The following is a 15,085-nucleotide window of genomic DNA, read 5'->3' as shown; positions in this document are numbered from 1 at the left end:
CCCCTTCCGGTGTGCGGCAGTTCCCGCTAGTAGGCGCCAACCGGCTTCAGGACGATCTTGGCGGTGCGCCAGAGGATCATGATGTCGCCGGTCAACGACCAGTTTTCGACGTAATAGAGATCGAGGCGTACGGATTCGTCCCAGTCCAGGTTTGACCGCCCGTTGACCTGCCAGAGTCCGGTGATGCCCGGTTTGATCAGCAGCCTGCGGCGGGCGTGGGTTTCATAGCCGTCCACTTCGCAGGGCAGCGGGGGCCGCGGCCCCACCAGGCTCATGTCGCCGCGCAGCACGTTCCAGAGCTGCGGGAGTTCATCCAGCGAGTATTTCCGCAGCCAGTGCCCGGCGCGGGTCACCCGGGGATCGTCCTTGATCTTGAACAGTGGTCCCGCGCCTTCGTTCAGCCCGGCCAAGGCGGCCAGGTCCTGTTCGGCGGAAAGGACCATGGAGCGGAACTTGTACATCATGAAGCGTTCGCTGTTCCGGCCCACCCTTTCCTGCTTGAACAACACGGGGCCGGCGCTGTCACGGGACACGACCAGTGCGAGCACGGCAAACAACGGGAGCAGGAGCAGCAGCGCCGTTCCGGAGACCAGGATGTCCACGGCACGCTTGAGCACGTGCTTGCCGCCGGTGAACTGGGGAAGCTCCACGTGCATGAGCGGAAGGCCTTCGACGGGCCGCCAGTGGATCCTGGGCCCCGCGACGTTCGTCAGGCTCGAAGCCAGGGCCAGGCCGGCGTCGGTGCACTCAAGGGTCCAGGCAAGCTCCCGGATGGCTTTGGGTCCGCCCGGCAGCGTTCCGGCCACCACCACGGAATTCACTCCGGTGCGCTGCGCGGTCGCGGCGACGTCCTCGGCGTCGAGCCCGCACATCACGGGGATGCTACTGCCAGGCAGCTGCAGCCGGTTGGCGGTCTCCGCTTCCGGGAGGGCAGCACCCACCACCTCATAGGCGGCCCCGGAGACCTTGCCGAACTGCCGGATGACGTATTCGACGTCGGCGCGCTCGCCGACGACCAGCACCTTGGAAAGATAATGTCCGAAGTGCCGCTGCCGGCTCAGCCACGCGCGCCATTGCCAGCGGCTGAGCAGGAGGAGGAATGCACCGGCAGGCATCGCGAGCGCGAAATAGCTGCGCACGATATCCACGTCCAGCACGATCATCAGGATCGCCATTCCGCCGAACACCCGCACGGTCGCGTCCAGCACCCGCTTGTATTCGTCTGAGCCGGTGCCCAGGACTGTGTCATCGCGGGTGTGGTAGACCTCGAGGGCAAGGACCCAGGCCGCAAGAATCACGACGCTGACGATCAGGTACGAGGCACTCGGGGTCGGGCTCAGGGCGTCGGCGGGTTCGAAGCGCAAGGTGTAGGCGGCCACCACCGTGAGCAGCACGATCGCGATGTCGGTGATGCGCAGGAAGCGGCGGTACCGCTTTGCCCAGGGCGTCCCCGAGTCCACGGACGACGCCGGTGCAATCAGCGCAGGATCCCATGCCGTCCGGTGGGGAAGGTGACCCTTCAGGGACGCAGTGCCGCTCTGCCGCCAGTAGGCCGAGTGGTTAACGGTGCGTGCGTGGAAGTCATCGATGGCGCTCATGCCGAGACCAAGTTCAGGGAGCCGGCGGCGGCTGGGGGTAGAGCCTTGGTCTCAGAAGACTCTAACGCCGCCGGCTCCGTCTTTGGGGCGCCGTCAGACCCAGGCCGGCGGCACCAGTGAAGACCGGAAGTAAGCGATGGACCGGACATCCGGCCGGACACTCCGGCCAGCTGCCCCCCATCGTCAGCGCACCGCATACCCCGGTGCGTAACCCCTGGCAGCGCCCGTGCTTCCAGCGCGGCGGTCAACGACACATGATCGTTGAGTCGGGCTGGTGATTGGCGCATCGTGAGACCCTTTGGCTGTTTTCCAGTGGCTGAATTCAGTCAACCGTCTGGCACAGCGCGGCACATCCGTAGCCACTACTCGACTTCGAAACAGCTGCGGCCTACGGACCCCGGCTCAGGTACTCATTTCACGGGGGGATGGAAGGAGCATTACTTGGCTGTACTCGCTTCAATTAGTAAATTCACTTGAATAACTACTTGAGCGCTCCGCAAGTACTCAGTTTGGCCGTTCAGGGAAGTGAGTAGCGCGGTCTGCGGAGTGCCGGCCGGGCGGCAGCGGGCGAAAATCAGGGTCCCAGCGGGGCAAGTTCCTCGCGGCTCCGGATGCCCAGTTTGGCGTAGCTGCGGTACAAGTGGCCTTCGACCGTGCGCACGGAAACCATGAGCTTGTCGGCGATCTGCCGGTCGCTCAGCCCCGAGGCGGCCAGGGCGATGATGTCCCTCTCGCGGCGCGTCAGCTGCACTGTCGCCACGCTCGGGACAGCCGTGGCGGGGGCGCTTCGCTTCTCCCCAAGGGCGTGGTCGCAGGCATCCTTGCCCGCTGCCGCCTGCCGCGCCGCAGCCCGATCCCCATTGCCCTCGGACAAGGACAGCGCCAGGGAATAGCAGTCACGGGCCAGCCGCATCTGCCCGAGCGCCCGGAGATAGTCCCCTGAGGACAGCACGGTCCGGGTGTCCCTGCTACCGCGGGCCGTGGCAAAGCGTGTCCAGGCAGAGGCCCAGGCCCCGCTCATCGTGCCGCCGTGTTCGACGGTCCGCTGCGCCGCGGCCGCGCTGCCAAGCTCCAGCCACAGCGACAACGCCTGGAGTTCGACGCCGGCCGGGAGGCTCCCGCACGCACCCACTACAAGGTCCTGGAGCCTTTGGATTCCCGAGCCGTCACGGTCCAGGGCTTCCTTCGCGGCAGCGGCGAAGACCGGCGCCAACAGGGCATCCGGCCCGCCCCCGCGGGGGGCCGGGTCGTCAAAGCCTTCGAGCAGTGCCCGCGCGCTGCCCGTCTCGCCGGCGCGGACCCCGGCATAAGCTGCCATCGCGGTTGCCGGTATCAGCAATTGCTGCGGATCATTCAGGCGCAGCATCTCGACGGCGGGACGGAGCACCTTGAACGCCTCGCCATGGTGCCCCTGGCGCAGCCCGGAGAGCCCGCGGAAGTACTGGATGGTGCCGCCGAACGTCATCAGCCCGGCACCGGACTCCGCCTCATATGCCGCCAGATGTTCCTCCGCACCGACCCAGTCGCCGGCGTCGAGGGCCGCCGCAACCTTCCGGTACAGCACGAACTCGGAATAGAAGAACAACTCCTCCGGATCCATGTCCGCGTAGGCGGCCGCCTGCTGCGCGACGCTGTGCGCCTGGACCGGGTCCCCCTTGGCGCGCAGGAGGTCTGCACGGAGGGCGAGGAGGAAAGCCCGGGCCGGGCCGGCGTCGTCGGCCACCACCGCAGCGGTTTCCGGTGCCTCAAGCAGGCGGGCCAGCTCCTCGAAGTCCCCCGAAAGGTCAAGGGTCAGCAGCCTCGCCAGCAACTCCCCGGCCTCGTGCTCACGGGAGGCAAGACCTGAGGGACGGCCGGTTCCGTTCCCGTTGTCCGATTGCAGGAACTGCTCCAGCAAGGAGTGCAGCAGCGCGGCACCCCCGGTCCACTTCCGCTTCCCGGACTTGCCGTTCTCGGATGCGCGGCCGGTTTCAGCGAAAGCCCGGGCCGCTTCGGCGTAGGCCTTGCTGGCCTCGACGTAGCGGCCGGCGTTGAAATGGGCCCGCGAGGCGGCCAGTTGGGCATGCGCTTTGGCCGGGCCTTCCGCCAGCATCATGGCCAGGGAAATTGCTGCGTCGTTCTGGAAGGTCCGGGCCGCATGCACCGATGCCCGGAGCAACTGCCGCTCCGGGACCTTCACCCCGGATTCCAGGGACCAGGTCACCCTTCGGAGCAACGCAGCCTCCGAGGTCTGGTGTTGCTCCAGGCGCCAGGCCAGCTGCTGGTGCAACTGCAGGCTCCGGGATGCCGAGATCATGCTCCGGATCGCCTCGGCGTAGATGGGATGCCGAAGCCGGAGCATGTCTCCCCCGCCGGAGGCCACCAGGAGCTGGTTCTCCACGAGGTTCTGCAGCAGGTCCACGCCGAAGTCCTCTTCGAGCGCCTCCATGCTGACCGGTTCGGCCAGCGCGATCATCGTGAGGGCGTCCCGTTCCTGGACGGTCCTGCGCAGCAGCTGGTTCCGCACGAATCCCGTGAGGGCGGCGCCGTCGGTTGCAAGGGCCCCGTTCAGGATCCAGACTCCGTTGCGCTTGGCGAGGGCCCCCGCGGCACGCGCGTCCTCCACCAGGCAGGTGAGTAGCAAGGGGTTTCCCTCGGAGGCCGCCCAGAGCAACTGGACCGTGCTGGCCAGGACGGTGGCACCGAGAAGGTTCTCGCAAACTTCGCCGACGTCGTCCCGGCCCAGATGTCCGAGGTCGATGCGTTCGGCCAGGCTGTCATACCAAAGCTGCATCATGGGAGCAGGCAGGCCCGGGCGGGGCCGCGCCGAGGCCACCACCTTCGCCCAGTTGGCCGTGATGAGGTCCACGATCACGTTCGCGGTCGCCTCGTCCAGCTCATGGGCGTCGTCCACCAGCAAAAGCAGCGGCTGCTTGCGGCCTTCGCGGAGGCGCTCGAACTGGGCCCAGAATGCGCGCAGGATGGCGATGTGGGAACTGGTGGGATCCTCCGGGAGGTCCACCAGGTAGGGTGCCAGCACGCCGTAGGGAACGTTCGAGAGGGACGGGCTTCCATGCACGCGCATGACAATGAATTCTTCGGACAAAGCTGCAGCGATGGCTTCGGCCAGGGTGGACTTCCCGGCTCCGGCTTCTGCCACGAGGAGCACCGCAGCGGTGGATCCGCTACGCAGGGCCTGAGATGCCAGGTCAAGCTCGTGGTCCCGGCCCACCAGAGGCCGGGTCCGTACCGGGTTGACGTCGGCGAGGCCTCCGGGGCCTTCGCTGCTCCTGCTAAATGAGGCCAAGCAGATCACGTCGCGAGGACACACTCAGCTTGGCAAAAACCTGGTACAGGTGGCCTTCGACGGTGCGCACAGAGACTCCGATGTCCTTGGCGATGTCCCTGTTGGAGACACCGTGTCCGGCCATTCGGGCAATCTGGCGTTCGCGTTCCGTGAGCAGCGGCGTATTGCCGTGCGGTACGACCGGCAGTTCGACCAGCAGCTGGGAAAGCCTGTCCAGCCGGGCCTGTGCCTGGCGCAAAGTTGTGTGATCCGAAATGGACCTGGAGTAGTCGAGGGCGAGGGCCACGCAGCGCGCTTCCATCGCATCCAGTTCCAGGCTCGCCGCGAGGTCCGCGGCCTCCATCATGACCCGCGGGCTCTCGGCCAGGAAGCCCTTGGCCATCAGGGACGAAAGCCTGGCCAGGGGTCCTTGCCTGTGCCCGGCGATCTCCTCCATCAGCCGGAAATCCTCTTCCCGCCCGTTGACCGTGGCGCCTACGACGTTCAGCCCCGCCGTCGTGTAGCGGCCATGCGCGAGGTCCTCCCGCGCCGCGGCAATGAGCCGTTCCCGGGCTTCGGGCTCACCGAGCCAGCGCCGGGCCATGTCGGAACAGAACTCCCGGGCACGGTTCGACAGGAACGCGCCGGGGCCTCCGGCGCCGTTCTCCATGGCCAGGTAGCTGTAGGCACTCGACGAGTCGCCGAGTTGGGCGTAGGCGAAGGCGGTGGCCGCGTAGGCCAGCTGGAGCAGTCCCATCACGGAGCGGTGTTCCAGTTGCGCGACGGCAGGTAGGAGGAAGTCCAGGGCCTTGGATCCGCGCCCGGCGAAGAGGTTGGCCAGCCCGACTGCGAGTTCCAGGACCGCCCCGCGGTACTGCAGTTCAGAAGGCGAGGCCAGGGGTCCGGAGTCCAGCATCCGCAGGCAGCTGCGCCACTGGCCGGCCTGCAGGTTCGCACAGAAAGCCGCCAGGCGGAAGTAGTCCCGCAGCCCATGCGTCTCCGGAAGGGATTCCATCCTCTGGCTGACGAATTCGGCCAGCCGCAACGCGTCCAGTTCCCGCCCTGTCACGGAGTATGCCTCGATAAGGATCACGGCGCAGGCCAGGCTGTGTTCCAGGCGGGCAGGATCCTGGTCCGCGGAAGCGGACTCCAGCGCCTCGATGATCCCGGCGTAGTTTCCGAGGTACGCGGAGTGCACAAACTCTTCCAGGTCCAGCCGCCGTTCGGCCGCGGCGAGCTCATCCTGGACAGTCCGGACGTTCGATGCGCGTTCACGGAGCGATGCGAGCCGTTCCCTGGCTTCGCGGATGATCCCGCTGGCGTCTTCCGCCCCGCCCCCTGCCCAGCGCATGGCATTTCCGCGGGCGGCGAAGTACATGGCCACCTGGCGTGCCGGCAAGGCATCGATCTGTTCCCGGGTCACGTCCTCGACGACGGCAAGCGCCTTGCCGTAATCGGCCATCAGGATCAGGGCCTCCGCTTTCCTGCACTGCCCGGCCACCCATTCGGGATCGCTGCGCTGGATTCCTCCGGCACACTCCAGGGCGAAAAGGGGATCGAAATGACGGACCGCGGCACCCGCGGCCGCCAGCGCATGGGCCGGGCTCAGCGGCACCTGCGCGTCCCGTGACAGGGCTGCGTAGCTCAGGACTTCCTGTTCGGACATGCCCGCTGGATCCGGTTCCTGGCCGTCCAGCAGGGTTGCCCGCAATTGCCTGCGGCGCGGCACGGTCAGCCAGGACCGCACAATGTCGGCCACATACTGCTGCCGCAGCGACGTCCAGCGTTCCGGGGAATCGTCCACGGCGAGAAGGCCGGAGTCCTCCATGTCCGCCAGGGTCTTCGCGTCATAGACCGCCGCGAGCCGGCCTAGGGGCACCCGCCGCGCGCACGCCAGCATTTCGACGATTTCCCGTGCCTCGGGGCTTTCCTTGGTCCACCGCGCCCTGACCACTTCTTCGAGGCCATGGGCGCTCTCCATCACAAGGTCGCCGCGCAGGGTCCAGACCGAGTTCAGCAGCACCAGGTTTCCGGCGGCACGCTGCTCGGCAACCAGGGACTCAAGCAGGAGGGGATTGCCGCCGGAGGCGGTATGCAGGCGGCTGACCAAGGCGGCTGTCATCCGGTGGCCGAGCATGGTGCCGAGGACTTCGGCGGTCTGTTCATGGCCCAGGGTTTCAAGCTGCACCTCAGCGAGTCTGCCTTCCTGCAGGAACCAGTGGAAGTCCACGGGCAGGTCGCTGGCTTGCTGTGCGATCGCGATGATCCGGGCAGCACCCGTCAGCAGGATGTTCATGAGTACACCTGTACTCATTTCATCGGTGCCGCCCGGGTTATCGAGGACGAGGATGACCTCCCGGCCGCCGGCGTCCTCCCGGATCAGCGAGGTGATTCCCTGCAGGATCCCGGTGGGCGACGCCAGGTATTTCTGCGGCAATCTGGCGAGCATGAAGCTGAAACAGCTGTACGGAGCGCCTTCCCCCGTGGAGGCGCTCCGCAAGTGGATTACGTAGGGGTCGCTGTCCAGTGACGAAACCACCAGCCGGCCCATGGAGCTTTTGCCCACGCCTTGGGCGCCCGTGATGACCACACCGAGTACCTCGGGATGGCTTAGTGCCTCCCGAACGCGCGCCATTTCGCGCCCTCGTGCGGCGACGGACCACTGCATGTGGCTGCCCGCCCCGGCATCTGTTTTGCCAGGTTCGAATGCCATCGAAGCATCGCCCCAGCGCTTCGTCTCCCTCGACATTTATCTGTCCTCAATGTCCGGTGGCGAGGGCCGAACGGTGCCCGGACGCCACTTAACGAGTAGCGTACTACCTCCTTTTCCAAGTAAGTAGAGTCTGCGGCAAGGCACTGACAGAACGAGTAGAGCGAGTAGTTCGCGTCCCCGAGCTCAGCCTTTGGCGGGGTGGAATTTCTGCTGGGCAGCCACCAGCCCGCTGGACACCAGCATCTCGACGGCGTCTGCGGCTTCGTCCAAAAGGAACGGCAGCTCCTTCTTCTCCGCCGTCGCGAAATCACGCAGCACGTAGTCCGCAGTGTCCATCCTGCCGGGCGGTCGCCCGACCCCCACGCGGACGCGGAGGTAGTCTTTCGTGGCGAGGGCCTTGGAGATGTCCCGCAGTCCGTTGTGGCCGCCCTCCCCGCCGCCGATCTTCAGCTTGACGGTGTTGAACGGGATGTCGATTTCATCGTGGACCGCGATCACGTGGTCGGGCGCGATGCCGAAGAACTTCGACAGCGCAGACACCGGGCCGCCGGAGACGTTCATGTAGCACGTCGGCTTGGCCAGCACGATCCTCGGGCCGCCTATGCCGAGCCTGCCCTCCAGCACCTGGGCCCGGGCCTTGTGTGCCTTGAAGCCTCCCCCGATCCGGGAAGCAAGCTCGTCAAGGACCATCTGGCCAACGTTGTGCCGGTTGTTGCTGTATTGGGCGCCGGGGTTGCCAAGGCCGATGACCAACCAGGTTTCTGTCATGGACTCATCCTAGGAATCGAAGGGTGAAAGGAAAAAAGAAGTGGCCGGGACCCGTACGGGTTCCGGCCACTTCCAAGGCATTCCTGCCCCGGCTCCGCGTTTTCGGGAGCCGGCAAGGATTACTCGGCGGCGGGAGCGGCTTCCTCAGCAGCTTCCTCAGCCGGAGCAGCGGCTTCGGAGAGGTTGACGATCAGGGTCTCCGGGTCGCTCAGCAGGGAAGAACCCTTCGGCAGTTCGAGGTCGGAAGCGTGGACGTGGGCGCCCGCTTCGCGGCCTTCGATGCTTACCTCAACGGCGGTGGGCAGGTGGGTGGCCTCGGCTTCGAGGGAAACCGTGGTGGCTTCCTGGTTGACGACAACGCCGGAAGCGGGTTCGCCGGTGACGTGCACTGCAACGTCAACGGTGACCTTTTCGCCCTTCTGGACGGTCAGGAGGTCGATGTGCTCGATGATCTGCTTGATCGGGTCGCGCTGAATGTCCTTGACGATGGCCAGGTGCTCTTCGCCGTTGATGTCCAGGGACAGCAGGGCGTTGGCGACGCGGACGGCCAGGGTGGTGGCGCGGCCCGGCAGGTTGATGTGCAGCGGCTCTGCACCGTGGCCGTAGATGACGGCGGGGATCTGACCGGCTGCGCGGGCACGGCGGGCGTAGCCCTTGCCGAATTCGGTGCGCAGTTCTGCTGCGAGCTTCTGCTCAGACATAAGAGGCTCCTCTTGTTCGATGGCCGACGGCGAGAGCCGGGCCAGGTGGGCGGCGGGACTCGTCCGGCCGCCCGGCGGCCGTGAGGCCGGCATGGGAGCCCAGGACCCAGTCGATAACGGGACCACAGCATGCGGTCCCCTCGCCAAGGTGACGTTCCATCCTAGCAGACCCGCCGCCGTCGGACGTTCAGGGCTTAGGACGTTCAGGGCTTAAACGGAAAAGACCCACGGAACCGTGGGTCTTTTCCGGCGGGGAGGTCAGGCCTTGCCGTCAAACAGGCTGGTGACCGAGCCGTCGTCGAACACTTCGCGGATGGCGCGGGCGATCAGCGGCGCGATGGACAGCACCGTCAGCTGCGGGAAGCGCTTCTCGGCCGGGATCGGCAGGGTGTTGGTGACAACCACTTCGCGGGCACCGGACTCGGCCAGGCGCTGCGCGGCGGGGTCGGAGAACACGGCGTGTGTGCAGGCGATGATGACGTCCTTGGCACCGGCGTTCTTCAGCACCTGCACGGCGCCGGAGATGGTTCCGCCGGTGTCGATCATGTCGTCGATCAGCACGCAGGTGCGCCCTTCGATCTGCCCGACGACGGTCTTGGAGACGGCCTGGTTGGGCACCGTGAGGTCGCGCATCTTGTGCACGAAGGCCAGCGGGGCGCCGCCGAGGCGCTCGGCCCACTGCTCGGCCACACGGACGCGGCCGGTGTCCGGGGAGACTACGGTGATGTTGTCGGCCTCGACCTTGGTGCGGATGTAGTCGGCCAGCAGCGGGATGGCCATGAGGTGGTCCACCGGGCCGTCGAAGAAGCCCTGGATCTGCGAGGTGTGCAGGTCAACCGACATGATGCGGTCGGCGCCGGCGGTCTTGTAGAGGTCGGCCACCAGGCGGGCGGAAATCGGCTCGCGGCCGCGGCCCTTCTTGTCCTGGCGGGCGTAGGGGTAGAACGGGGAGACCACGGTGATCCGCTTGGCCGAAGCGCGCTTGAGCGAGTCGATCATGATCAGCTGTTCCATCAGCCAGTTGTTCAGCGGTGCCGGGTGCGCCTGGATCACGAAGGCGTCGGTGCCGCGAACACTCTCGGCGGAGCGGACGTAGATCTCTCCGTTGGCAAAGTCGTAGGCATCGATCGGCAGGAGCTCGGTTTCCAGCTCCTTGGCGATTTCCTGCGCAAGCTCCGGGTGGGCCCGCCCGGCGGCAAGGACCAGTTTCTTCTCGCCGTGTGCCGTAATTTCGCTCATGCCTGTGTGCCCTCTTCTGTGGTTGCCGGAGTACTTGAGGAGTCTGGGGTGCCGGCGTCCTGCGCCAGCCGGGCGGCGGCCAGCAAGGCGGAGTTGCTGCCGGGGCGGTTGGCGATGACCCAACCTTCGGAGTTCCGCTGCCCTGCCGCGTTGACGGCCAGGGCGCCTGCCGGGACATCCTTGCGGATCACGGTGCCGGCGCCGCTGTAGGCGCCGTCGCCGACGGTGACAGGAGCAACGAAGACCGTGTTGGACCCGGTGCGGACGCCGGAGCCGATCACGGTGCGGTGCTTCTTCTCGCCGTCGTAGTTGGCGGTGATGTTGCCGCAACCGATGTTGGTGTCTTCACCGATTTCGGCATCGCCGGCGTAGCCGAGGTGGGAGAGCTTGGAACCGCGGCCGATGGTCACGTTCTTGGTTTCGTAGAAGGCACCGATCTTGCCAGTCTCCCCCAGGACCGTGCCCGGGCGCAGGTAGGTGAACGGGCCGACGCTTGCCTTCGCCCCGATCGTGGCGCCCGAGCCGTGGGTACGGGTCACCTTGGCGCCCTCGCCCACCTGCACATCGGTGAGGGTCGTGTCGGGGCCGACGACGGCGTCGCGCGCCACCGTGGTGCTGCCGTGCAGTTGCGTGTTGGGCAGCAGGCGGACGTCTTCGTCGAGGGTGACGGTGGAGTCGATCCAAGTGGTGGCGGGATCGACGACGGTGACGCCGGCGCGCATCCAGCCTTCGACGATGCGGCGGTTGTGTTCGGCGCCGAGGGCGGCGAGCTGCACGCGGTCGTTGGCGCCTTCCACCTGCCATCGGTCGCCGGTGACGACTGCGGCCACCCGGCCGCCGCCCTGGCGGGCGATGGCGAGGACGTCCGTGAGGTACTTCTCGCCCTGGACGTTGTCGGTGGTGACATGGTTCAAGGCATCGCGCAGCACAGCGGCGTCGAAAGCGTAGATTCCGGAGTTGATCTCGCGGATGGCCCGCTCGGCGTCGCTGGCGTCCTTGTGTTCCCGGATGCCCAGCACGGAGCCGTCTGCGGCGCGCAGGATGCGGCCATAGCCGGTGGCGTCGTCCAGGACGGTGGTAAGCACCGTCACGGCGTTGCCGCCGGCCTCGTGCGCCGCGACCAGCTCGGCGAGCAGGCCGGAGCTGAGCAGCGGGACGTCGCCATAGGTCACTACCACGGTGCCGTCCACGGTGCCTTCCTTGTCCAGCGCTTCGAGGCCCTGTTCGACGGCGCGGCCGGTGCCGGGGACCTCGTCCTGGTCCACCACAAGCGCGTCCGTGGCAATCTCGGCCAGGTGTGCAGCCACGATATCGCGCTGGTGCCGGACCAGCACGGCAAGACGTTTGGGGTTGATGCCCCGGGCTGCATCGAGGGCATGTCCCACCATGGATTTTCCACCGATGGGATGGAGGATCTTGGGTGTACGCGATTTCATGCGTGTGCCCGCACCAGCGGCCAGGACGATTACAGCGGCAGGGCCAGTTGCGGCGGGGCTCACTAAGTCGCTCTCCTTGTTCGGTTTCCACCGGGGTGGACCCGGCTGCGGCATCTGCTCAATCCTACTCTGGCTCCGGAGGCCGCCATCCGCCGCCAAGGCGGGACGATCCCGGGAAAACAGTGCCGGCAGATCACCGACGAGTTCCGCCCATAGGATTCGAACCTATACTCCACGGCTCCAAAGGCCGGGGTGCTGCCGTTACACCAGAGCGGACCGTGCGCTTTTGCGGCAGGCCGTGGCCTGCGGTTCCCCGGGCTGGCCGGGTAGCGCACACAGGTACCAAGTCTGCCATGACCGTTTGCCTCCGCGCGACTTCGGACCGCCGCTGGCTCGTCACGCGCCGCCAAACCACCCGGGACGGACTCCATGGAATCCGGCCTCCTTGTCATGAGGCATGATGGTTGGGTGAGCAAGAGCACAGGATTTTCCCGGGAGGACGGCGGAACTGCGGGCACCATGCAAGCCTCCGCCGGCCGCCCCGTCCGTTCACGGATGACAGGTCCGCAGCGCCGCTCACAGCTGATCGACGTCGGCCGGGGCCTTTTCGCCGCCCGCGGCCTGGACGGCACCACCATCGAGGAAGTCGCGGCAGCGGCGGGCGTCTCCAAGCCGGTGATCTACGAACACTTCGGCTCCAAGGAAGGCCTCTACACCAAAGTGGTGGAGAGCGAATTCCGGATCCTGCTGGATTCCATCAACGATTCCCTCGCGGTCGAAGCCAAGCCGCGCGTCCTCGTGGAACGGGCGGCCCTGGCCCTTCTCGGCTACATCGAAGAACGCACGGACGGCTTCCGGATCCTCATGCGCGACGCCCCGCCGTCCCAGCCCGAAGGCGCCTTCTCCACGCTGCTCTCCCATGTGACCGCCCGCGTGGAGCACATCCTCTCCGACGAGTTTTCCCGCCGCGGTTTCAGTTCCGCCGACGGCGCGATGTACGCCCAGATGCTCGTGGGCATGGTGGCGATGACCGGCCAATGGTGGCTCGACAGCCGCACCCCGGACAAGCGCGCCGTCGCGGCGCACCTGGTCAACCTCGCATGGAACGGCCTCACCGGCCTGCAAAAGGACCCGGAACTCCGCGACGAAGGCTGACTCCCCGTAGTCACCTTGTCGTCAGACTGCCGGCGTGACCTCGCCTTCCGCGTCGCCCACCTTCGTTCTGGTCACCTTGGGTGGCGGAGACGGCCCTTCCGCGTCGCTTAGACACGTCACATAGGGAGCGCGCCGGTCGCTGGGCGACCGCAGGGGCCTATCGGCCGGAAGCGTCGTCCCGAGGGCCCCGACGCGAGCTTGCGAGTGTCGGGAAGGGACCTACGCGCTAAGCGACGGCGGAGGGCCGTTGTCTGCGTCTCAGGTGACCACGGGGTGAGTGGAGAAGTAGCGCCCCTACTCCCCCAGGAGCTCGGCCGCCTCGAGCCATTCGAGTTCCAGGCCTTCTTTTTCTGAGAGGAGTTCCTGGAGCTTGGTGTTGAGATCGCCCAGCGCGTCGAAGTCGCCGGACTCGGACTTGGCCGCCATCTGGGTGTGCAGCTTTTCTTCCTGCTGGGCGATCTTGCCGAGCTGGCGGTCGATCCGGTTCAGTTCCTTGCGGGCTTCGCGCTTTTCGGCTTCGGTGGGGCCGTTTATACCGGCTGCGCCGGAGGCGGCGCCCGCGGTGCCGGAGGCCACCGTCGGGCTGGTGCCGGCAGCGCTGACGGCGCCGGAAGCAAGGGCCGCTTCGCGCAGTTCCAGGTATTGGTCGACGCCGCCGGGCAGGTCGCGCAGCTTGCCGTCGCCCAGCAGCGCCGTCTGGGAGTCCGTGACGCGTTCCAGGAGGTAGCGGTCGTGGCTGACCACCACAAGGGTTCCGGGCCAGCCGTCCAGCACGTCTTCGACGGCGGCGAGGGTGTCGGTATCGAGGTCGTTAGTGGGTTCATCAAGCATCAGGACGTTGGGTTCGCCCACCAGCAGGCGCAGCAGCTGCAGGCGGCGCCGTTCACCGCCGGAGAGGTCGGCCACGGGGGTCCACTGCTTTTCCTTGGTGAAGCCGAGCTGCTCCACGAGCTGCCCGGCCGTGAGTTCCTTGCCGGCCACGTTGAAGGAGCGCTTCTCGCGTTCGATGACCTCGACGACGCGCAGGTCCTTGACCTCGTCGAGTTCCTTGACGTCCTGGCTGAGGACGGCGGTGACCACTGTCTTGCCGCGCTTGACCTTCCCGGCATCGGGTGTGATGTCGCCGTTGAGCAGGCGCAGCAGGGTGGACTTCCCGGCGCCGTTGACGCCCACGAGGCCGAGGCGCTGGCCGGGGGCCAGGCGCAGGGTCACGTTGTTGAAAAGCTTCCGGCCGGCGTCGTCGCCCTGGAAGTCGAGCGACACGCTCTCCAGGTCCAGCACGTCCTTGCCGAGGCGGGCGGTGGCCATCTTGTTCAGGGCGACGGCGTCCCGGGGCTCGGGGAGGTCGGCGATGATTTCGTTGGCCGCTTCGATGCGGAACTTGGGCTTGGAGGTACGGGCGGGCGCGCCCCGGCGCAGCCAGGCCAGTTCCTTCTTGACCAGCTGCTGGCGCTTGTTCTCGACGACGGCGGCCGTACGGTCGCGTTCGGCGCGGGCCAGCACATAGGCGGCGTACCCGCCGTCGAACGGGTCCACGATGGCGTCGTGCACTTCCCAGGTGCGGTTGCAGACTTCGTCGAGGAACCAGCGGTCGTGGGTGACCACCAGGAAGGCGCCTTGCTTGGCGCGCCAGCGGGACTTCAGGTGCCGGGCCAGCCAGGCGACGCCTTCGACGTCGAGGTGGTTGGTGGGTTCGTCCAGCATGATGACGTCGTGGTCCTCGATGAGGAGCTTGGCCAGGGCGACGCGGCGCTTCTGGCCGCCGGAAAGCGCGTGGACGTTGGCGTGCCAGTCCACGTCGCCCACCAGGCCGCCCATGATTTCGCGGATCTTCGGGTTCGCCGCCCATTCGTGGTCGGCACGGTCGCCGACGATCGCCGTGCCGACGGTAAGGTCCCCGTCCAGCACGTCGGACTGGTCCAGGTAGCCGATGTTCACGTCGCCGCGCTTGGTGACCCGGCCGGAGTCCGGGGTGGAGCGCATTGCGAGCAGCCGCATCAGGGTCGACTTGCCGTCGCCGTTCCGGCCCACCATGCCGATCCGGTCGCCGTCCTCCAGACCGAGCGTGACGCCGTCCAGGACGGTGCGGGTTGCAAAGGAAACGGTGAGGTTCTCACCGCCGAGCAGGTGGGCCACTGGGTACTACTTTCTACGGTGCTGGTTTCCGCCGTCCGGGCACAGGGGTACCGGAGGCAAAGTGGGGAGGCTGT

The 15,085-nt window shown here is 66.9% G+C and carries 9 protein-coding genes and 1 tRNA gene; 1 reads left to right on the top strand and 9 read right to left on the bottom strand.

The features are described 5' to 3' along the window. Positions 1–26: 26 nt before the first annotated feature. From ACZ9CK_RS04780 to ACZ9CK_RS04745, 8 genes are all read right to left on the bottom strand, one after another. Positions 27–1,598: a sugar transferase gene (locus ACZ9CK_RS04780; protein ID WP_426302596.1), complete on the bottom strand. Its 1,572-nt coding sequence runs from the start codon at positions 1,596–1,598 to the stop codon at positions 27–29. A gap of 574 nt (positions 1,599–2,172) precedes the next feature. After that, complete coding sequence (locus ACZ9CK_RS04775) at positions 2,173–4,884, bottom strand: AAA family ATPase (protein WP_426302595.1); 2,712 nt, start codon at positions 4,882–4,884, stop codon at positions 2,173–2,175. Continuing rightward, entirely contained in the window at positions 4,871–7,612 is a 2,742-nt protein-coding gene (locus ACZ9CK_RS04770) for a LuxR C-terminal-related transcriptional regulator (protein ID WP_476049379.1), read from the bottom strand. Before ACZ9CK_RS04770 ends, ACZ9CK_RS04775 begins: the two co-directional genes overlap by 14 nt. Before the next feature lie 147 nt (positions 7,613–7,759). After that, on the bottom strand, positions 7,760–8,344 hold the full coding sequence (pth, locus tag ACZ9CK_RS04765) for an aminoacyl-tRNA hydrolase (RefSeq protein ID WP_426302593.1): 585 nt from the start codon (positions 8,342–8,344) through the stop codon (positions 7,760–7,762). A gap of 119 nt (positions 8,345–8,463) precedes the next feature. Then, positions 8,464–9,045, bottom strand: a complete 582-nt coding sequence (locus tag ACZ9CK_RS04760; protein WP_426302592.1) for a 50S ribosomal protein L25/general stress protein Ctc — start codon at positions 9,043–9,045, stop codon at positions 8,464–8,466. 258 nt (positions 9,046–9,303) lie between these two features. Further along, entirely contained in the window at positions 9,304–10,284 is a 981-nt protein-coding gene (locus ACZ9CK_RS04755) for a ribose-phosphate diphosphokinase (protein WP_074586418.1), read from the bottom strand. After that, a complete protein-coding gene (gene glmU / locus ACZ9CK_RS04750) occupies positions 10,281–11,783 on the bottom strand; it encodes a bifunctional UDP-N-acetylglucosamine diphosphorylase/glucosamine-1-phosphate N-acetyltransferase GlmU (protein WP_476049378.1) in 1,503 nt (500 codons plus the stop codon). The genes ACZ9CK_RS04755 and glmU overlap by 4 nt, the downstream gene beginning before the upstream one ends. 141 nt (positions 11,784–11,924) lie before the next feature. Beyond that, positions 11,925–11,996 (bottom strand) — tRNA-Gln (locus tag ACZ9CK_RS04745). Between the two features lie 243 nt (positions 11,997–12,239). Between ACZ9CK_RS04745 and ACZ9CK_RS04740 the strand changes: the two genes are divergently transcribed. Beyond that, entirely contained in the window at positions 12,240–12,875 is a 636-nt protein-coding gene (locus ACZ9CK_RS04740) for a TetR/AcrR family transcriptional regulator (protein WP_426303405.1), read from the top strand. Positions 12,876–13,169: 294 nt separating this feature from the next. On the opposite strand, the gene ACZ9CK_RS04735 is transcribed toward ACZ9CK_RS04740, so the two are convergent. Further along, positions 13,170–15,011 (bottom strand): ABC-F family ATP-binding cassette domain-containing protein, encoded by a 1,842-nt coding sequence (locus ACZ9CK_RS04735; RefSeq protein WP_476049377.1) that lies wholly within the window; start codon positions 15,009–15,011, stop codon positions 13,170–13,172. Positions 15,012–15,085 lie beyond the last annotated feature (74 nt).

The organism is Arthrobacter sp. TE26545, from assembly GCF_056279005.1.
This window is presented reverse-complemented; position numbering and strand designations above follow the sequence as displayed.